16 protein-coding genes are annotated in these 20435 nt (G+C 39.9%); all 16 read right to left on the reverse strand.

The features are described from left to right. Window positions 1-5 precede the first annotated feature (5 nt). On the reverse strand, window positions 6-857 hold the full coding sequence (locus PGH07_RS08035) for a fumarate hydratase (protein ID WP_289413880.1): 852 nt from the start codon (window positions 855-857) through the stop codon (window positions 6-8). Window positions 858-865: 8 nt separating this feature from the next. Continuing rightward, window positions 866-1810, reverse strand: a complete 945-nt coding sequence (locus tag PGH07_RS08040) for a malate dehydrogenase (RefSeq protein WP_289413881.1) — start codon at window positions 1808-1810, stop codon at window positions 866-868. 1 nt (window position 1811) lies between these two features. Then, window positions 1812-2771: a malate dehydrogenase gene (locus PGH07_RS08045; protein WP_289413882.1), complete on the reverse strand. Its 960-nt coding sequence runs from the start codon at window positions 2769-2771 to the stop codon at window positions 1812-1814. Between the two features lie 285 nt (window positions 2772-3056). Continuing rightward, window positions 3057-5231 carry an NADP-dependent isocitrate dehydrogenase gene (locus tag PGH07_RS08050; protein ID WP_289413883.1) on the reverse strand — a complete coding sequence of 725 codons (2175 nt, stop codon included), beginning with the start codon at window positions 5229-5231 and terminating at the stop codon, window positions 3057-3059. Between the two features lie 319 nt (window positions 5232-5550). Continuing rightward, the gene (locus PGH07_RS08055; RefSeq protein ID WP_289413884.1) at window positions 5551-6228 is read right to left on the reverse strand and encodes a hypothetical protein; all 678 of its coding nucleotides are present in this window, start codon (window positions 6226-6228) and stop codon (window positions 5551-5553) included. A gap of 21 nt (window positions 6229-6249) precedes the next feature. Further along, on the reverse strand, window positions 6250-6795 hold the full coding sequence (locus PGH07_RS08060; protein WP_289413885.1) for a phosphatase PAP2 family protein: 546 nt from the start codon (window positions 6793-6795) through the stop codon (window positions 6250-6252). Window positions 6796-6883: 88 nt separating this feature from the next. Then, a complete protein-coding gene (locus tag PGH07_RS08065) occupies window positions 6884-7492 on the reverse strand; it encodes a phosphatase PAP2 family protein (RefSeq protein WP_289413886.1) in 609 nt (202 codons plus the stop codon). Window positions 7493-7536: 44 nt separating this feature from the next. Beyond that, on the reverse strand, window positions 7537-9147 hold the full coding sequence (locus PGH07_RS08070; RefSeq protein WP_289413887.1) for a cation:proton antiporter: 1611 nt from the start codon (window positions 9145-9147) through the stop codon (window positions 7537-7539). A 21-nt stretch (window positions 9148-9168) separates the two neighbouring features. Continuing rightward, window positions 9169-9855, reverse strand: coding sequence for a rhodanese-like domain-containing protein (locus tag PGH07_RS08075; protein WP_289413888.1), 687 nt, complete (start codon window positions 9853-9855; stop codon window positions 9169-9171). Window positions 9856-9877: 22 nt separating this feature from the next. Continuing rightward, entirely contained in the window at window positions 9878-13447 is a 3570-nt protein-coding gene (gene dnaE / locus PGH07_RS08080) for a DNA polymerase III subunit alpha (protein ID WP_289413890.1), read from the reverse strand. Between the two features lie 63 nt (window positions 13448-13510). Continuing rightward, the gene (locus PGH07_RS08085) at window positions 13511-14062 is read right to left on the reverse strand and encodes a DJ-1 family glyoxalase III (protein ID WP_289413891.1); all 552 of its coding nucleotides are present in this window, start codon (window positions 14060-14062) and stop codon (window positions 13511-13513) included. 158 nt (window positions 14063-14220) lie between these two features. Beyond that, window positions 14221-14787, reverse strand: a complete 567-nt coding sequence (gene efp, locus PGH07_RS08090; RefSeq protein ID WP_289413892.1) for an elongation factor P — start codon at window positions 14785-14787, stop codon at window positions 14221-14223. A 114-nt stretch (window positions 14788-14901) separates the two neighbouring features. Further along, on the reverse strand, window positions 14902-16629 hold the full coding sequence (locus PGH07_RS08095) for an efflux RND transporter permease subunit (RefSeq protein WP_289413893.1): 1728 nt from the start codon (window positions 16627-16629) through the stop codon (window positions 14902-14904). Continuing rightward, window positions 16629-18242, reverse strand: coding sequence for an efflux RND transporter permease subunit (locus tag PGH07_RS08100; RefSeq protein WP_289413934.1), 1614 nt, complete (start codon window positions 18240-18242; stop codon window positions 16629-16631). The genes PGH07_RS08095 and PGH07_RS08100 overlap by 1 nt, the downstream gene beginning before the upstream one ends. Beyond that, the gene (locus tag PGH07_RS08105; protein ID WP_289413895.1) at window positions 18226-19047 is read right to left on the reverse strand and encodes an efflux RND transporter periplasmic adaptor subunit; all 822 of its coding nucleotides are present in this window, start codon (window positions 19045-19047) and stop codon (window positions 18226-18228) included. The genes PGH07_RS08100 and PGH07_RS08105 overlap by 17 nt, the downstream gene beginning before the upstream one ends. Window positions 19048-19063: 16 nt before the next feature. Beyond that, a complete protein-coding gene (locus PGH07_RS08110) occupies window positions 19064-20404 on the reverse strand; it encodes a TolC family protein (RefSeq protein WP_289413896.1) in 1341 nt (446 codons plus the stop codon). Window positions 20405-20435 lie beyond the last annotated feature (31 nt).

Here is a 20435-nt window from a genome sequence, read left to right on the forward strand (position 1 = left end):
TCTCCTTATAGTGTGATATGTGTATGTCTAGATGAGTGACACTGCACATTCACAGAAACAGGTAATGAAGCGATATGACATGGATTTGATTCGATATGTACAGCAAGTGCGGTTTTTGTACCACCCATACCCATTGCACCGATTCCGAGTTTATTCACCTCATTAAGAATGGTCTCTTCAAGCTCTGCCATCTCAGGATCAGGATTCACACTACCGATATCTCTAAAAAGTGCATGTTTAGAGCTTATTGTAGCTTTTTCAAAAGTACCGCCTATACCAACACCGATCGTGATCGGAGGACATGGATTCCCTCCAGCATCACTGATCACTTCTTTCACATATGCGATGATACCTTCTTTTCCTGCTGCTGGCGGGAATACTCTCGCTCTACTTACGTTTTCCGATCCGCCGCCTTTTGCAGCATACTCTATATCTATCTTGTCCCCTGCTACAAGATCAAAATGGATAATTGCAGGAAGATTGTATCCTACCGTGTCCTTAAGATTTGCTCTACTGAACGGTTCACATGTAGAAGCACGAAGGTATCCTTCAGTATATCCCTGTTCAGTTCCTTCATTGATCGCATCTTTAAGAAGTCCTCCTTTGATCTTTACCTGATCACCGACTTTTACAAAGAAAACTGCCAGACCTGTATCCTGGCATAATGGTCTTTTTTCATCTTTTGCAATATCAGCATTTTCAAGGATCTGGCGAATCACCTCTTTACTTACAGGTGACTTTTCATCTTCCATTGCCTGTTTAAGTGCATCATAAGTATCCTGTGGAAGATCAGTACCGCTATACATAATCATGTCTTTAACGGCTTTCACCACCTCACTATATTCGATTTCTCTCATTTGTCATCCTACTCAAAAAATTTATTCTCAATCAAGATATTGATATTGTCCTGAATAGACTCTACCGATATTTTAAACTTTGCTTGTGTTTCTTCATCAAGGTCAATCTGAATGATCTCTTCAACGCCATTACGGCCAAGTACAACCGGTACCCCAACACATACATCACTGTATCCGTATTCACCTTGAAGCAAAACCGAGGAAGAAACAACAATACGGGAATTATCAAGTATCGCCTCTACCATATGTGCTACAGCACGGCCAGGACCGTAATAACCTGAAGTCCCCAAATGTTTTACGATCTCTGCACCACCGTTTTTCGTACGTTCAATGATCTGTTCCATCTGTTCTTGAGTCAAAAGCTCTGAAGCGTTTACTGAACCTACTTGTACTTTACTTGGAAGTGGGATCATGTTTTGACCGTGATCACCGATTACAAGATCACCTGTTTGTGTCAATCCATACCCTAGTGTCTGGTAAATCTGATATGCCATTCTGGCACCATCCAATGCACCGGCCATACCTATGATACGGTTGCGCTCCCATCCTGTCATCTTATGAATGACATAGGTCATTACGTCCAGCGGATTTGAAACACAGATGATAATTGCATCAGGAGAGTTCTTTGCGACATCATCAACCACATTTTTCATGATCTTCGCATTGATCATCAAAAGATCTGCTCTGGTCATCTCACCTTTTCTCGGCACACCCGCAGTGATCACTACGATATCGCAATCTTTCATCTCTGCAGCACTCTTAACTGCAGTTACCTTGGTACCTTTTGGCGAATAGTGTGCCGCTTGACCCATATCGATCGCCTTACCTTGTGCTACACCCTCAACGATATCAAATAAAACGATCTCTTCACAGCTACCCATCATAACGAGTGAGTATGCTGCCGTTGCACCTACTGCACCAGTACCGACAATCCCTACTTTACGACCTGCCACACTATGCCTCTTCATCAAAGAATTTAAGTTCATAGAGCTTATCAACCATCTCCTGTACAGCAGCTACTGATTTAGCAAAACGTTCTTGCTGAAGTGGTTTCAGGGTCATATGAATTACCTCTTCTCCACCGCCTGCACCGATCATCACGGGAACACCGGAAACAATTCCTGAATATCCGTAGTCATTTTCAAGCATAATTGCACATGAGTGGATCTGCTTGGTATCTCTAAGCATAGATTCAACCATTATCGCCGTAGATTTTGCCGGTGCATAATAAGCTGAACCGTCACCTAGAAGGTTTACGATCTCTGCACCGCCGTTTCTCGTCTTCTGAACGATCTCCCCGATCTGCTCTGCATCAAGCAAGTCTTCGATCGGTACACCGGCAACAGTTGTAAACTTAGGTAGAGGAACCATTGTATCACCGTGTCCACCCATTACTGTTGCACGGATCTGACCTGCACCATATTCAAGTTTTTCATAGATAAAGTGAGCCATACGTGCTGCATCAAGGATACCTGCCATACCCAGTACCCTCTCTCTAGGGAATCCTGTTACTTTTTGTGCAACATAGGTCATAACATCTAGCGGGTTTGAAACTACGATAACGATAGATTCCGGTGCATACTCTTTGATCTCTTGAGCATATTTTTTAACAATCGCCGCATTCTTGGTAAGTAAGTCATCCCTACTCATCCCAGGGGTTCTTGGTGCACCTGCTGTGATTACTACGATATCTGAACCTGCGATATCTTCAGGTCCCCTTGCAGCCTTTACGACTGTATGTTGACGTGCTGCATTGGCTGCCTGAGACATATCAAGTGCTTTACCTCTAGCTTTATTTACATCACGCCCTCTTAGTACAACATTGTGACATGCTCCGTTCATTGCCAAAATAAATGCAACCGTTGAACCGAAGTTTCCTGTTCCAATTATCGTTACTTTTCTACCTTTAGCCATTAGAATCCTTTATAGTGAGATCCATAGGGTGACTTTGTCAGCAAAACATAAGTCATCATTTTAGGGCTTTCTTGCCCGTAAGATAATCAATAATGTTTTGCAATGCTTTAGAAGTCAACAACCCTATGTTGTTTCAGAAAACTCTGAGAGAGTTAGTATACCAAAATGTTGAGATATTTTGGTAAGAGACACTGCATCATTTTCATGCAGTGTCTCTACGTGTCTAATATAGAAACGAATTAGGCCATTCGGGATTTAGTCCCGCTGTGGCATGAAAGTTTCAACTTAGATAGCATCGATAATGCTGTTAAGTGTCGCAGACGGTCTCATCGCTGCTTCAGCTTTAGCATCATCCGGGTGGAAGTAACCACCGATATCTTGTGGCTTGCCTTCTGCTGCAAGAAGTTCTTCCATGATCTTCGCTTCGTTCTCTTTCAATGCTTTTGCTACCGGAGTAAACTTAGCCTGTAGATCTTTGTCCATAGAATCTGCAAGCGCTGTCGCCCAGTACATTGCCACGTAGAAGTGAGACGCTTTGTTATCCGGCTCACCAGCTTTTCTACCTGGTGCTTTGTTGTTATCAAGATATTCTTGGTTTGCAACATCAAGTGCTGCAGTAACAGCTGCAAGCTTTGCATCAGGGTTCTTTTGATCGATCATTCTTAATGACTCAGCAAGTGCCAAGAACTCTCCAAGAGAATCCCATCTTAGGTGACCTTCTTCAAGGAACTGATCTACGTGCTTAGGCGCTGAACCACCTGCACCAGTTTCAAATAAACCACCACCAGCAAGCAATGGAACGATAGAAAGCATTTTTGCTGAAGTACCAAGCTCAAGGATTGGATACATATCAGTAAGGTGGTCTCTAAGAACGTTACCTGTTACTGCAATCGTGTCTTTACCTGCTCTGATTCTTTCATTTGTGAATCTTGTCGCAGCAGCGATATCCATGAAGTGGATCTCAAGACCTTCAGTGTTAAACTCTGGCATATATTTTTTTACTTTTGCGATCATTTGAGCATCGTGAGCTCTGTTCTCATCCAACCAGAACACTACTGGGATCTGCTCGATCTGACCTCTTTCAAACGCAAGTCTGATCCAGTCCTTGATCGGGATATCTTTTGCTCTAGACATTCTCCAGATATCACCCGCTTCACACTCAAAGCTCATAAGTTCAGTACCATCTTCAGCCGTTACAGTTACCGTACCTGCTTCAGCAAGTTCGAATGTAGTTGGGTGAGAACCGTACTCTTCAGCTTTTTGTGCCATAAGACCGATGTTTTGCATAGTACCCATAGTTGTTACATCGTATTGACCGTTTTTCACACAGTCAGCTACCATCTCAGCGTGGAACATACCGTACGTAGAGTCAGGAATAACAGCAAGTGTTTCACCTGCAGCACCAGTTCTATCCCACTGCTTACCACCTTCTCTTACTACAACCGGCATAGAAGCATCGATGATGATATCATTTGGTGCGTTGAAGTTTGTTTCACCTTTATCAGAGTCAACCATTGCAATTTTTGGTGCATCAGCATCTACAACTGCTTGGAATGCTGCTTTGATCTCTGCTTCTTGTGCATGACCTTTGATTTTCTTCTCAAGATCTGACATACCAAGGTTTGGATTAACACCTAACTCTTTGAAAAGATCAGCATATTTAGTAAATACACCTTCAAAGAAGATTTCAAATGCATGACCGAACATGATCGGATCAGAGATTTTCATCATTGTTGCTTTAAGGTGTACCGACCAGATAACGCCTTTTGCTTTTGCTTCTTCGATCGTTTGTTTATAGAAATCTCTCAAAGCGCTTACAGACATGAATGTACCATCAAGTATTTCACCCTCAAGTGCATCGATAGACTTAAGTTCTTTACCGTTAAGTGCGATCGTTACTTTTTGTGCTTTATCCATAGTAACTGATTTCTCGTTACCATAGAAGTCACCTTTGCCACCCATGTGTGCAACAGCAGCTTTTGAGTTCTCAGAGTATGCTCTAAGTTTGTGCGGGTTCTTTTGTGCAAAGTTTTTAACTGCTTTTGCAGCACGTCTGTCTGAGTTACCCTCTCTAAGTACCGGGTTTACTGCAGAACCAAGACAAGTTGAGTATTTAGCCTGAATCTCTTTTTCTGCATCGTTAGCAGGATTTTCAGGGTAGTTAGGGATATCATAACCTTGATCTTGAAGTTCAGCGATACAATCTTTAAGCTGACCTACAGAAGCAGAGATGTTTGGAAGCTTGATGATATTACCTTCAGGTTTAACACAAAGTTCACCAAGTTTTGAAAGTTCATCTTCAGCTAGTCCCATTGCTGCAAGTACACGACCTGCAAGTGAAATGTCACTTTGCTCAAGTTCTACACCACCAGCTGCACAAAATTTTGATGCAATTGGGAAAAATGAATAAGTTGCCAAAGCCGGAGCTTCATCAATTTTTGACCAAATAATTTTTGCCATAATTGTTCCTTACTTTTAGTTGTTTTAGTGGAATAAGTGTAGCACTATTTTCGTATAAGGAGAATGAAACTCTTTGTTATCAAAAAGTTATCCATTAAAGTTGTTTCTATACTACACAAAAAATCGTTATGATTGAAGAATAAGAAAGAAAAGGTTTAAAAATACAATCCTGAATTTAGATTGATGCAGTGAATTTATTCTACTATTTTATGTCGATATGTAACATTTCGAAAACATTTCGACAAAAACTATAAAATCATATAGCTCAATGATCAAAAGGTTGATAGTTACCTTTTGATCAAAAATGATAAGAGTGGTATTAAAAGTTGTATCCTACACCAAAGTTGAAATGAAATGCTCTGTTTTGTAAGTCAGAGATACCACCGCTCTCGTCTTCAGCCCATGCCCCGGCATAAGTAAGTCTGGCTTCTGTAGAGATATACCAGTTTTCTGTGATATCAAATACCTTCTGAAGTCCTGCTTGCCACACATATCCGGAAAGATCATATCCGCCACCATATGTGATCGCACCATGACCGTTTCCATGATATCTTACACCATCATAAGTGATATCAGGGTGCGTAATGACCAGACCGGCACCTACTCTCACTCTTAAACCTTCCATATACTCATCTATTTTCCAAGCTTTGTTCACGAAGAAAAAGTTAAAACCATCTGTCATTTCCCAGTGAGTAAGCAATGAATCAACAGGCAAATCGTTATCATCGATATAGAGTTTCTGATGTGTATGTTCAATCTCCCAAGCACTATTGTCTTCATCCCATATAGATACTCTCAGCCCATAATAGTATGGTACTGTAAACGGCTTCGTTGATAACCCTACATCTTTCATCTCAATGTCAGTTCCATCACTGGCTTTGTATGTCACATCTTCATTCATATTGGCAACAACACCGCTAAAGAACTCTACACTATAGTCATACGCATGAAGAGTACTACTTGCAGCTAATGCTGCCAACATCAAATTCATTTTCATCATTTTCTCCTTTTTATTGAATTACCAACTCATTTTGAAACCAAACAAATTCTGTCCGGAAGTATCTGAACTGTATACTGCAGGTTGTATCTGAACACCTTTGAACTTATAGGGTGTTGTAAAGTAATAGGAAAATCCACTACCGATAATGGCACCGGCTATCACATCCGTTAAGTCATGCTTATTTGCATAAATACGACTATAACCAACATATGCTGCACCTAAATATGCCGGTATGGCATACTGTATTCCATATCGTTTATGTAAGAAGGTTGCCCCTTGAAACGAAGCGGAAGTATGACCTGATGGAAATGATTTGTTATCACTGTGGTCCGGTCTCTCTTTTCTAACAGTATTTTTGAGTACATGTGTTGTACCCAAAGTAGAAAAAAAAGACTTGTAAAACTCTATTTCCCCTTCTTCATCCTTCAGATATAGCGTTGTACCATAACCACTCAGAGGAATTAAAATTTGTACCCAGTCTCCAACTCTTTCAATATTATTATTTTTAGCATGAAGTAATGTATGTACTAACATCGCTACCAACAATACTTTTTTCATTTTCATGAAATATTTTCCCTTTATTTACAACACTTATGTTAGCTTAAATAATATTAAAAATAAAAATACATTATTTTTCATTTAAGCCAAAGTATCAAATATCTTTCCCCTCTGAAAAATAATATTGATAAAGTAAATAAGCGACCATAGTACCCAAAAAAGAAGCAAAGAACACATCACTCAAATAATGTGCCGTAATAACAACCCTACTAAAGGCTACCAATGCTCCTGCTATTAAAATAGGATATTTCCATTTAGGGAACAATAAACTCAATGCTACTGCACTTGAGATAGCCGTAATTGTATGACCTGAGGGAAAAGAAACATATTTGGATGAAATTTCAAACCACTGAAATCCATATAGGTTGTCTTCTAAATAAAGCTTGGGTCTCATGCGTCCAAAAGGTATTTTAAATAACCATACTCCAATACCTGCTACCACATTTGTCATAAAGATATAGAGGGCTTTTTTAGCATTAAGAAACACTTTTCTTTGTATAAACCATAAATACAGTATCAAAGAAGGAATTAAAAACCATTCACTTTGACCAGCTTGTGTAATAGTTCTAAAAAAAAATTTTATCGGATTGTGTTCATCCATTTCATAAAAGTACTTGGCAACCTCTCTATCAGCATATAGATAAAATAGTACGGTGATAGATGCAACCATCGCTAATATATATAAGTGTTTTACTTTTAACACAAAAAACCCTGTTTATCTCTTATTTATAATGGCATTATAGCGGATTAACCCATATCACACTTTAGTGCTTGACTAACCAGAAGTTTTGCAACAGTTTCATTCTGATTGATAAAACTTTTGATCGGCAGATCTGAAAGCTCCTCAATCTGTCTAATATCTGTAACTTTAAGAATCATATCAATTCTCTCATCAATACTGTGAATGGCTTCACAGATCAACCGAATCTTCTCATCATTATCAATTGCGATAATCACAGCGATCGCATTTTTAATATCCAATGCATTTAACAGTCTTTTAGAGGCTGCATTTCCAAAAAAAACACTATCACCTTTTTTGTGTCCCAACTCTACGAGACTCCTATCATGTTCTATCGCAACATAGGTGATCCCTTGGGCTTTAAGCTCTGCTACGATGCCCTGACCAAGCAATGAGTAACCACACACTACAATATGATTTTCAATACATGACGAACATATCGGTTCTCGCATTGCTTCAGTAGCCTGCTGATAAAACAGATTTGTAAACGCCCTGACATGCTTCACTGCCAATGAAGTAAAGATCAGTGAAACAACGACTACCGAGATGAGTACCTGTAACACTTCATTGTCGACTAATTCATAGGACTTAGCCAATGCAAAGACAGCAAAGGAAAACTCCCCTACCTGTGCAAGTGCCAATGCGGTTTTAAATGCGCGTTTTGGAAATGAGAAAATCACGGTAATCGCAAAGATAATAATCGCTTTTAGAAGGAGTATTGCTACAGTCAGCCCGACAATAATAAAAAAATACTCCCTGATCACTGCAAGATTGATCTGAAGCCCTACTGTGATAAAGAAAAGTCCAAGTAGAATATCTCTAAAAGGAACAAGGTCTGCTTCTATCTGATGCTTATATTTACTTTCAGCAATCAACATACCGGCAATGAAGGCACCAAGTGAATAAGAAAATCCAAATGCATGTGCAAGAAGTGATGCAGAAAGAACGATCAGCAAGATTGCAAGAATAAAAAGTTCCTCTTTTTTACTATCCACCACATAGCTCAAAAATTTGGTTGTAGCATATTTACCCATCACAAAAAGTGTAAAGATTACAATAAAGCCAGAAAAGAGTGTATCTAAAACAGTGTCAGATACAGAATCAGAAGGTTTAGCCAAAAAAGAGACCATAAGCAATATAGGGATTACCGCAACATCTTGAAATAGAAGAATTCCCAAGGCGTATCTACCATAAGGACGATGAATGTCACCATTGGCGTTAAGTGTGGTCAGGACAATAGCTGTAGAGGAGAGTGAAAGTGCCATCCCCACTATCAATGCACTTTTCAACTCCAAATCAAATAGACTGATACTCAAGTAGGTGAATAAGAGTGCAGTGAGTACTACTTGAAGTATCCCAAAAACAAATACTTCCTGCTTCATACGTTTCATATGGGTCAGAGAAAACTCCAAACCGATTGTAAACATCAAAAAGACAACACCAAACTCTGCAAGTTCACCTAAGACTTGCTGGTCGATCTTTGCATAATCAAAAAATGTTGCGATGATAAAACCGGTAAGGATATATCCTACGATGGTAGAGACATCAAAACGCTTTAAAAGTAGATTAATAGCAAGAGAGAGCGCTGTAGCAAGTATGATAAGCGCGAGTATATTCATCCCATGCTCCTTTTTCTACTTTTAAGGAATAATAGAGGTCATGCCGACATTAAGCCAACTCTGTAACCCACCTCGGTACCACTTCATCTTTTCAGGCGGATATCCCATCTCCAGTAGTGCTTCTATCATTTGCGGAGACTGTCTGCACCATACACCGTTACAGAAAAAAAGTACTGTTTTAGCTTCTGAGAAATCATACCCCTCTTTTGTTATCTTTATTCCCAAAAGAGTAAGTGCTTCCTGTTTCTTTTTTTCCCATTTTCCTTTTTCGGTAAAATAGATAAACGGGATATTGTGCGAACCGGGGATCGTTCGAGCTTCATACCACTCTTTTTTACGACTGTCAACAAAGAGCATATTTTGATCTTCCTGCATCTCATCAAGAAACTCCAGCACTTCAAGTTCACCATAAGTATCGATCTTTTCATCTATTTTCATCGGAGAAAGCTGACCCGCTGTAGTAATAAAACTCTTTTTACAGAATTCCGGCACTGTTTTTAGAGGATACTCTTCACTCCAAAATGTTTTTCCGTCAAAAGGTATGTCTCTACACCTTAGATCTGAATCCCTGGCGACCGTTACCTCTTTTACACTGCCGTCCATAGCTGTGTACTTGACCTCAATACTATGCGCGTGAAGCATTTTTGGAGTCTCTTGAGCATAACTAAAAGTAAGTAAAGAGATAAAAAGTATAGATTTCCACCCCATATTGTCACTCCTTGATCTTATTTTATCCTTCAACAACTAAGGATTCTTCCAAATACACACCTAGCTCTTTTGCTTCCTCTAAGATAAGTTCACTCACTTTCATCTTACTTTCGATAACGACATCTGCAAGTTTAGACTTGATGTGAAGTTCCAGTGGTCTTTTCCCCGGATACTTTTCAGCCAAACACATCAACTCTTCCGCGATCTTAGGATCTGGCATTAGGTTAATAGCCAAGATAAGTGGCGGTTGTTCCGGTTCCTCGACATGTTTTTCTTCTTTTTTAACTTTGATCTTCTCTTTTTTAGCATCTTTCAGTGACTCTATTTTGAGTATGTTCATACGCGTAAAGTCACCGTCTTTAGTAATCTTTACCTTGAATGCGATCGGTTTTGTGAGATCAAAATCCTCTTCAAGCTCTTTGAGGCGTTTTTCAAAAAGCATCAATTCGATATTCCCATGCAGGTCCATCACATTGGCTATCCCGAACTTATGGCCTTTTTTACTGATCTTTTCAGTAATTCCTTCGATCTTCCCGATCAAAAGTGCTTCTGAACCGTCTGCAAGATCATCTATCTCTGAACTAAGTGTATAGTTGATATTGTCGAGTGTATCACGGAACTTATCAAGGGGATGCCCGGATACGTAAAACCCAAGTGATTCTTTCTCCATTTCAAGAATTTCGAGCGGTTCGAATTCAGGCATGTTCGTAAGTGTCAATGACACGGCAGTCATCTCAGCACCGCCGCCAAAGAGAGAGTTTTCTGCCAATTTTTTTGCATCAGCTGCTTTCTTTGCTGCTTCTATGATCTCTTCTATCTGAGAAAGCATCGCATTACGGGAATAATTAAAGCAGTCTAATGCACCTGCCTTGATAAGTGACTCGATCACTTTTTTATTGACCTTACTTGAGTCAATACGGGAAACGAAATCACTAAAATCATTAAACTCACCCTCTTTACGTGCTTCAAGGATCGACTTGATCGCAATGTCCCCTGCTCCTTTGATCGCTCCCATACCGAACATAACAGCTTCTTTGCCATCAACATTATGGGCTTCAAAAACCAATCCTGAACGGTTTACATCAGGGGGTAACAGATCGATCCCCATACGTTTGAGTTCATCCACATACTTAACAACCTTATCAGTGTTGTTCTTCTCCAATGTCAGGATCGCTGCCATAAACTCCGTAGGATAGTAATGCTTCAGGAAGGAAGTATAGAATGTGATCAAGGCATAGGCTGCAGAGTGAGATTTATTAAATCCATATCCGGCAAACTTTACGATCAGATCGAAAAGTTCTTCTGCTTTTGAACGGTCAAATCCTTTTTGGGCTGCACCATCGGCAAACTCACCTTTGAGTTTATCCATCTCTTCTTTGATCTTTTTACCCATTGCACGACGGACAAGGTCTGCACCACCAAGACTGAATCCACCGATCGTTTGTACGATCTGCATAACCTGTTCTTGGTAGACAATAACCCCGTAAGTAGGTTTTAGGATCGGTTCAAGCTCAGGGAACATATACGTGATCTCTGCACGTCCGTGTTTACGTTCTACGAAATCATCAAGCATTCCTGATTCCATCGGACCGGGACGATAAAGAGCGAGCATCGCAATAACATCTTCAAAACCCGATGGTTTGAGTTTCTTAGCAAGATCCTGCATCCCCGCTGATTCGATCTGGAAGAGGCCCAGTGTCTCACCTGTAGAGATATAGTCATACACCCCTTTGTCGTTAATATTTTCACGGACAAAGTCGATACGTTTTCCATGCCTCTGTTCAACCAGCTTATTGGCCTCTTCTACTACCGTTAGCGTCTTCAGTCCAAGGAAGTCGAATTTGATTAGGTCCACATCTTCTACATACTTACCGCTATACTGCGTTGCAAGAGTATTGAGCCCTGAAGGTTTAAAGAGCGGTGTTTTTTTCCAGAGCGGCTCATTTGAGATTACAACTCCTGCCGCGTGTGTTCCGGCATTACGATTGAGTCCTTCAAGCGCAAGTGCATACTCCCAAGTACGTGCTGCCAACGGATCACTTTCTAAAAGCTCTTTGATCTTAGGCTCTTTTTCATACGAACTTCTTAAGTCAATTCCAAGTTCGTCCGGGATCAGTTTTGCCATAGCATCTGCTTTGGCATAAGGCATATCAAGTACTCTGGCGACATCTCGGATCACCCCTTTGGCAAGCAATTTACCAAAAGTAATGATCTGTGCAACGTTAACACGCCCGTATTTATCGATCACATAATCAAGTATTTCCTGACGGCGTGCCTGACAGAAGTCCATATCGATATCCGGCATCGATACACGTTCCGGGTTAAGAAATCTCTCAAAAAGCAGACCATAAGGCATTGGATCGATATCGGTAATACGCAAAGCATATGCTACCAATGAGCCCGCTGCAGAACCACGTCCCGGTCCTACCGGGATACCCATCTTTTTCGCTGCATCAACAAACTCCCATACGATCAACATATAACCAGGGAACTTCATATTGGAAATGATATTGATTTCAGTTTCTAACCTCTCACGATACTCTTGATGTTTCGTAGGATCGACGATCTTCAGACGCTCTTCCAAACCTCGTCTAGACTCTTCTATGAACAATGCCGTGTCATTAGCCAAAGAGTATTCTTCATCCGGCTCAGGAAGCTCCAAACCGATTAAAGATGCCTTTTCTCTGGCAAACTTGAAGTTTGGCGGTGTCGGGTTACCCAGTTTGATCTCTAGATTACACTTCTCAGCGATCTCCTGTGTATTCTCCAGTGCTTCAGGGATATCAGCAAAAAGCTTTGCCATCTCTTCAGGAGATTTGACATAAAACTCATGTACCGAGTGACGCATACGGTTAGGATCATCATAGAGTTTGTTCATTGCGATACACATAAAAGCTTCATGAGCATCTGCATCTGCAGGATTGGTGTAGTGCGTATCATTTGTGGCTACGATCTTGATACCAGTCTCTTGTGAGAGCTGTATGATCTGAGAATCGATACGATGCTGGTCACCTATACCGTGCCTCATGATCTCCAGATAAAAGTCATCGCCAAAGAGCTCTTTATATTTGAGCGCTACACGCTTAGCCTCTTCATATCCCTTGGCACCAAACTTCACATTACGATCAGAGAGATTCAAATGCCAGTTAACCTCACCTTGAAGACAAGCAGAAGTACATACCAAACCTTCCGCATTATCTTTCAATAGATCCCAATTGATACGAGGATAATAATAAAAACCGTTCAGGTAAGCCTGAGAACTAAGATACATAAGATTTTTATATCCCACCTCATTTTTAGCATATAAACAGAGGTGAAAACGCTGACGTATACTCTTATCATCAATATCAGGCTGATTATGTACATACGCTTCCATTCCAATGATCGGTTTGATACCCTCATTTCTCATGGTATTATAGAAGTCGATCGTACCGAACATATTCCCATGATCGGTCATAGCAACCGAATTCATACCAAGCGCCTTGACCTTTTTGGCCAACGCTTTGATCTTATTGGCCCCATCAAGTAACGAATACTCGGTATGGAGGTGTAAATGGGTATACTGGGGGATGTTTTTCGGTTCTTCTGACATCATCTACCTTTCTATTTCTTAGTGCGTATTTTAGGTAATTCTACTTTAAATCCTGCTCACATTTTAACAATAATCCAGCAACATTCCTTTTTTTACCGTCTGCATTGTCTGAGCACCTTCTAGTCTCTCAATGATTGCAAGTCCAAAACATACAGCAGTACCTGGTCCTTTAGAAGTGAGAACATTATCATCAATGACTACTTTGGTATCTTCACGGTATCCCGGATGATCGATCTCATCTTCGACACCAGGATAACAGGTATAACTCTTACCTAACACCCCTGCTTTTTTAAGGACATATGGCGCTGCACACATCGCACCTACTGCTTTAGTTGTTTTAAGTTCCTGAACCAGGGAGATGACTTTTGCATCTTCAGCCAATGCATGGGTACCACCCCATCCTCCTGGAAGTACGATCATGTCAAAATCATCGGAATTTGCTTCAGAGATAGGCAAATCTGCTACGACTCTAATACCATGTGCACCAAGCACCGCACTTTCTTCACCTACATATGCCACACTTACTTCAATGCCCCCGCGGCGCATCACATCGATCAGAGCAACCGCTTCAAGCTCTTCAAAACCTTTTGCCAGTGGTAATAATACTCTTGCCATCCTATGCTCCTGTATCCGTATAACTCTAATGATTATAACGATATAAGATCAATAAATGCTAAATAAAAACAATGAAAAAGAAAAATGTGAATGAGATATGAAGTTAAAAAAAAAAGGGGTAAATGTGGTTATGATCGGGAAAACCCGATCATAAAAGATTACTTTGCTTTCTCTAGGTATTTACCTTCAACTGTATCTACCTTGATCATTTCACCTTCAAGAATATGGAATGGTACCTGTACCACTGCACCACTCTCTAGTTTTGCAGGTTTTTTCCCACCTTGAGAGTCTCCTTTGAAGTTTGGTGGAGTCTCAACGATTTTAAGCACTACAGTTTGCGGGATCTCTACAGAGATCGCTTTTCCGTTGTGGAAAAGTATTTCTGCTTCCATACCGTCGATCATATAATCAAATGTATCTTTCCCCACTTGATCATGTGTCAGACCGATCTGCTCGAAAGTTTCAGTGTCCATGAACTGAAGGAACTCACCGTCGTCATAAAGATACTGCATTGTCTTTTGCTGAAGTTCAGGAACTTCGAATTTATCACCAGCGTGAATTGTCTTTTCAATTACCTTACCTGTTTGAAGGTTTTTGATCTTTACTCTTACAAATGCTGCACCTTTACCTGGCTTTACATGTTGAAACTCAATAACTTTATAAGGGTTACCATCGAGCTCAAGTCTTGTACCTTTTTTGATATCACCCATACCAATTGTAGCCATACTAGCTCCTCAAAATAAAATAATTGGGCAAATTATACCCAATGGTTGGTTAATAAAAGAGAAGTATAGAAGCGTTCCCACACATCTGTGGGAACAAGGTAAGTTTTAAGAAATTTATTTTGTAATGGAGATGTTTTTATGCTCCATATCACATACTGCTTTATCAAAATCCATCGCTTTGGCATTATCCATTAAAATCGGTACAAAAAGGAGTGATACAAATACTGCAGCAACAGTACCTGATATCAGGGCAACCCCAAGACCACCGAATACAGGATCACTCGCGAGCAATGCAGATCCAAGAATGATCGCAACAGCAGTCAGTGCAATAGGCTTTGCCCTGGTTGCGGTAGCGATCGCAATTGCTTTACGTTTTGGAATACCCTGACACTCCATTAATGACTTTGTAAAATCAATAAGCAGGAGTGAGTTACGTGAACTGATCCCCATAAGGGCAATAAACCCGATCAGAGAGGTAGCAGTGAGGAAGAAAGTCTCACTGGTGAACCAGTTTGCAACCCAATGCCCTACAATTACTCCTATAAGTGAGAGGAATGAACCAAGTAAGATGATACCGCTTAGTACAAAACTCTTATAGTAAACCACTAACAGCAGGAATATCAATATCAATGCAGCGATGAATGCCCCGCCAAGATCTCTAAAGGTATCCAGTGTTACTTTCATCTCTCCATCCCAGCGAAGCAAGAACTTCTCTCCTGTTTTTTTATCTGTCAAATGAAGATCAAACATATAGGTATTGATGCCCGGTTCTTTATCAACGATATAGTCTTTCTCAAAATGCTCGATCATCTGTGCTCTTGCATCAAGCAGAGGATACACCTGAGATACCATATCTGTTTCTGCAATCACATTGATCATACGGGTTAAATCTTTATGCATGATCATAGGATTAGATTTTACTTTTCTAATGTTTACCACTTCACTTAGGGGTACCATCATCCCCTCCATATTCATAAGGTTAAGTGAAGAGAGTTTACTTCTCAATGCATTTTCATCTTTTGAAAAAAGTTCCTTACTCTCCTTTTCTAAGATTAGGAAGATCGGTATCTGATCGGATACATTCTTAGAGTTTTTATGTGCAACCACCATACCCTCAAATGCAAGATAAAGAATGTTATTGACCTGTTCCACACTTAATCCCGAACGTGAAATCTTCTCTTTATCCGGGATCAGCTCATATTTATCAAAGATCTCATCTGTCATTATATCTATATCGACAAGCCCCTCTGTTTGACTTAGGATTGCAGAGGTTTCAAATGCAAGTTCTCTTATCTTTTTAAGATTTGTACCATAAACCTCTACAACAAGTGAAGCCAGTGTAGGAGGACCTGCAGGTTGTTCAATAAACTTGATATTGGTATCTTTAACCAGTGGTAAACAGGTATCTTTGATCATTGGACGTAAACGTTGTACCATCAAAAATGAAGGTTCCTCACGGTGATGTTTATCTGTGAGATTTACAGAGATTTCAGCAACGTTCTCTGTCTGCTTCATACTTGCACCCTTGACCAATCCTGCATAATCCAGGGGAATACCCTGTCCCAAGAAAAGCTCAATATGCATGATCTCTTCTTCTTTTTTCAAGAAATCGATCACACACGAACTCACTTTTTTGGTCTCCTCTATTGAAGAGCCGGAAGGAGTATCTACATAAATAGAAAAAGTATTATCACTCTTTCCTGGAAGCATCTTAGCCAAAACCAGTTTGGTAGGGAACATCATCAAAGAAACGAAGAATGCTACTGCGGTCAAAACAATAACCAGTTTCTTCTTTTTCTTTTCCTCGAGGATACCAAAGATAAATTCTTCTAATTTTTTCATTAGTGCCCCTTTGCTTGGTGATGATGTTTATGCTTTGGTTTTTTTAGCAGCTTCAAGCTTAAGTAAGGTGTAAAGATATACGCTACAAAAAGTGAAGCGATCAATGCTACAGGTACATTGTAAGGGATCGGCTGCATAAATGATCCCATCATACCCCCTACAAAGGCCATCGGTACCATCGTCATAATGATCGCCAATGTTGCTACGTTGGTCGGTGCTCCGATCTCATCAGTTGCTTCAATGAGCAGTTCATCCATCTCTTTACTATCCACATCATGTGCATGTAAATGTCTATGAATATTTTCAATCACGATAATTGCCGCATCCACTAAAAGCCCCAATGACAGCAAGAAAGCAAAAAGTGTGATCCTGTTAATCGTTTGCCCTGACAGATATGCTACAAAAAGTGTTATCGCCAAAATTGCAGGTACCGTAAAAGTCACGATAATGGATTCCTTCCACCCCAGTGCAAAGACCAGCATCACTGCAATGATAATAATTGTGATAACCAAGTGGTGCATGAGTTCATTAACGGCTTCATTGGCTCTGGTACCATAGTTTCTTGTCACAAGATAACTGATACCTTCTTTTTCAAATCTTGTTTCATACGACTTAAGCACATCCATTACATCATTGGCTACAAATACGGCATTGGTACCCGCAAGTTTAGCTACCGTCAGTGTCACCTGTTCTGTTGCCTCACTTAGCTTCTCTCCTTTGGAGTTCTTTTGAAGGATCTCTGCTGTTTGGAAGTTTTGGATATCGATACCTTCTGTCACTTTTGCTACATCTTTAAGATAGATCGGTGATCCCATATATTGTGCAACAATGACATTCCCCACATCTGACACATTTTCAATGGCATTTTTTACACCGAAAATAACAAGCGTATTTTGTTGTGTTCTTCCTTTTACTTCCGGAACGTTTACTGCTACTGACTGGACAGCTTTCATAATCTGTCCAAGAGAGAGGTGATATGCAGAGAGTTTACCCATATCAACTTCGATGTTATACTGTGCTTTACGCGCACCCTTTACCGTAGTTTTTGCAACATTATTGACTGCATTAAGCTTTTGCTGTACTTCTCTGACCATTGTGAAAAGTTCTACTTCCGATACATCACTCTTAGGTTTTGCATAAAAAGCAATATTCACAATAGGAATATCTATATCGATATCAAACGGTTTGACAATCGGCTGCATAGTACCTTTTGGCAGTTGATCCATGTTCTGCATTACTTTATCGTAAAGTTTGAGGTTTGAATCTTCCCTATTTTCTCCTATATAGTACATGACATTGACTACACCGACATTATCCATCGCCATGCCGTGGATATGTTCTATACCGCTAACCTCTCTAAGCTTACGCTCTAACGGATTGATAATAACATTTTCAATCTCTTTGGGAGAAGCACCGGGCATCGGCACGATCACGGCACCACCGGAGATTGCGATTTGAGGGTCCTCTTCACGCGGCATGACATTCAGTGCCAAATATCCCATAAAGATCAAAAAAACACCCAGTACAGCTGTCAAAGGGTTTTTCAAAAAACCTTTGGCTAACTTACCTGCAACATCGGTAACTTCATATTCATTCTTATTGGTGGTTTGCATCACAATCACACTTTATGATAATTTTTGTATACATTCCAGGATAAACCAGTGCATCTTGTTTATCAAACTCCATCTTGATCTTGAATTTATGCGTCATAGGATTGGAACTAGGGATAATAGAAGAAATTTTTCCCTTTGTCGTAAATTCTATCGATGGGATAGCCAAATCTACTTCATTACCTACTTTGATATGTATCAATTGAGATTCTGATATTTCTGCGATGATCTTTAAATGACTGAGATCGGTGAGAACGACTGCCGGCATTCCAGGAATGGCCATTTCACCTTCATTGAGTTTCTTATCAACAATCACACCGTCATTAGGTGCAGTCACTTTAAGGTATTTATACTGGTTAAGTACTTCCTCTTTTTTGGCTTCTGCCTGCTTTACTTGCTGTTCTGAAATCTCAACCATATCTTTAAGGTTCGCTGCTGCAAGTTCTAATGTCTCTAATTCATATTTAGAGACCATTTTCTTCTCGTATAGTCTTTGATGTCTTGCAAGGTTAGTAAGGATATTGTTGTATTGGCTCTTATTCATCTGAAGTGCCAGTCTTGCCTGTGATATCGCCAGATCGACTTGTCTTTCTGACGATTCGATCTCTTTGGAGTCGATTTCATAAAGAAGCTGACCTTTTTTTACGATCTCTCCTTCACTTACTGCCATGTTTTTTACATATCCCATGTAACGGCTTGTGATCATTTTTTGGTTATCTGAGATCACAGAACCACTTAACTCGATATCAATGGCATTTGCACCGACTGTTAAACATAACAGGGTAATCAATGTGACTAGTTTTTTCATATCTTCTCCTTGCTTCTTAATGACTATTCAACAAACTATTGAGTTCAAAGATTTTTGTATTTCTATCATTCTTTACAGTTAAAAGTTTCAATAACATCTCCAGTTCTTTTGACTGCTTGATCAAAACATCAGAGATAGAGACCATACCTTCTTGATAGCGTCCCTGATAGTTTTCATAGACTTTTCTTGCAAACAGTAATTGTTTTTTATAGCTTTTTACATCGGCATCTTTGCCTCTGATCTCAGTTTCAAGCTTCTTTGCTTTCAGCTTGATACCGCTCTTTGCCAAAGCAACCTGGCTTTGTACTTTCATACGGTTTACCTTTGCTTTTTCAAGATTTGCATAGTCAGTTCCTCCTGAAAAAAGGTTCCATTTTAACTGAACACCTACCGTATAAGAGTCTTTTTGTTCAAACTCATTAAAGAGTTGATTATCTGCACTTCCATACTCTGCAAATGCACCGACTGTCGGTAGAAAGTTTGCCTCTTCTAATCCTACTGCCATATCTGCAATCTTTTCACCAAGAAGTGCCTTTTGGATATCAATATTTTTTGCGTCAAGTTCTTTTGGGTCTACGGTTGGAATCGGAGCCATATCGCTGATACGTTCAATCGATGAAACCTCAGTGTTCAATAAAAAAGAGAGGAACTGATAAGCAAGTTCTCTGTTGAGCTTTGCTTGATTGTACAAACTGAGAGCCTCTGCTTTACGTGCCTGTACCTCAAGAAGATCGATGTTTTGTGCATAACCCTCTGTTTTCATTGTTGAAACGACATTTTCCAGACGAGTGATGTTTTTGAGGATCGTTGAGAGATTTCCAATGTAGTTTTCAACCAGTGATATATCATAAAATGCTTTTTTTGTTTGAAAGATTTTTTCATTGAGCAACTGTTTGGTATCAAATTGACTCATTTGATGCATCGATTCTGTTATATGGCCATATTCAGTCAGTTTACCGCCTGTATAGAGAGGCAGCATATAGGAAAATTTTGTTTGATAATGATTTCTAGCTTCAGGATAATTTAGGTTATATGGCTGAATACTCAAAACATTTGGATCTGCTGGATTAAACTCACCTGCACCAAAGTCGCCAAATGTAGCTTCACGGCTCGATAATTTAAATCCAAATACATTACCCGCATCATTAGAACGCATCCCTTGCACCGTTACATCTAATTGACCAAAATGATGTCCTGTTGCAGCTTTTGCTTCATACTCTTTCATTTGTGCTTCAAAACGTGAAACTTTCAGCTCAAGGTTCTTATTTTTGAGTAGTTCAAGTGCCTGCTGTAGTTGTAGATTTTCCAAGCCAGCAAAAAGCGGTAGAGTGAAAAGAAGGATCAGATACTTTTTCATGCTATATATACCCCCAATTAAAATACTATTA

The organism is Sulfurovum zhangzhouensis (genome assembly GCF_030347965.1).
Classification (GTDB): Bacteria; Campylobacterota; Campylobacteria; order Campylobacterales; family Sulfurovaceae; genus Sulfurovum; species Sulfurovum zhangzhouensis.

Coding starts and splice junctions, on each gene's coding strand:
- PGH07_RS08035 (WP_289413880.1), bottom strand. CDS start 857: ATGAGAGAAATCGAATATAGTGAGGTGGTGAAAGCCGTTAAAGACATG.
- PGH07_RS08045 (WP_289413882.1), bottom strand. CDS start 2,771: ATGGCTAAAGGTAGAAAAGTAACGATAATTGGAACAGGAAACTTCGGT.
- PGH07_RS08050 (WP_289413883.1), bottom strand. CDS start 5,231: ATGGCAAAAATTATTTGGTCAAAAATTGATGAAGCTCCGGCTTTGGCA.
- PGH07_RS08055 (WP_289413884.1), bottom strand. CDS start 6,228: ATGAAAATGAATTTGATGTTGGCAGCATTAGCTGCAAGTAGTACTCTT.
- PGH07_RS08060 (WP_289413885.1), bottom strand. CDS start 6,795: ATGAAAATGAAAAAAGTATTGTTGGTAGCGATGTTAGTACATACATTA.
- PGH07_RS08070 (WP_289413887.1), bottom strand. CDS start 9,147: ATGAATATACTCGCGCTTATCATACTTGCTACAGCGCTCTCTCTTGCT.
- PGH07_RS08075 (WP_289413888.1), bottom strand. CDS start 9,855: ATGGGGTGGAAATCTATACTTTTTATCTCTTTACTTACTTTTAGTTAT.
- dnaE (WP_289413890.1), bottom strand. CDS start 13,447: ATGTCAGAAGAACCGAAAAACATCCCCCAGTATACCCATTTACACCTC.
- PGH07_RS08085 (WP_289413891.1), bottom strand. CDS start 14,062: ATGGCAAGAGTATTATTACCACTGGCAAAAGGTTTTGAAGAGCTTGAA.
- efp (WP_289413892.1), bottom strand. CDS start 14,787: ATGGCTACAATTGGTATGGGTGATATCAAAAAAGGTACAAGACTTGAG.
- PGH07_RS08095 (WP_289413893.1), bottom strand. CDS start 16,629: ATGAAAAAATTAGAAGAATTTATCTTTGGTATCCTCGAGGAAAAGAAA.
- PGH07_RS08100 (WP_289413934.1), bottom strand. CDS start 18,242: ATGCAAACCACCAATAAGAATGAATATGAAGTTACCGATGTTGCAGGT.
- PGH07_RS08105 (WP_289413895.1), bottom strand. CDS start 19,047: ATGAAAAAACTAGTCACATTGATTACCCTGTTATGTTTAACAGTCGGT.
- PGH07_RS08110 (WP_289413896.1), bottom strand. CDS start 20,404: ATGAAAAAGTATCTGATCCTTCTTTTCACTCTACCGCTTTTTGCTGGC.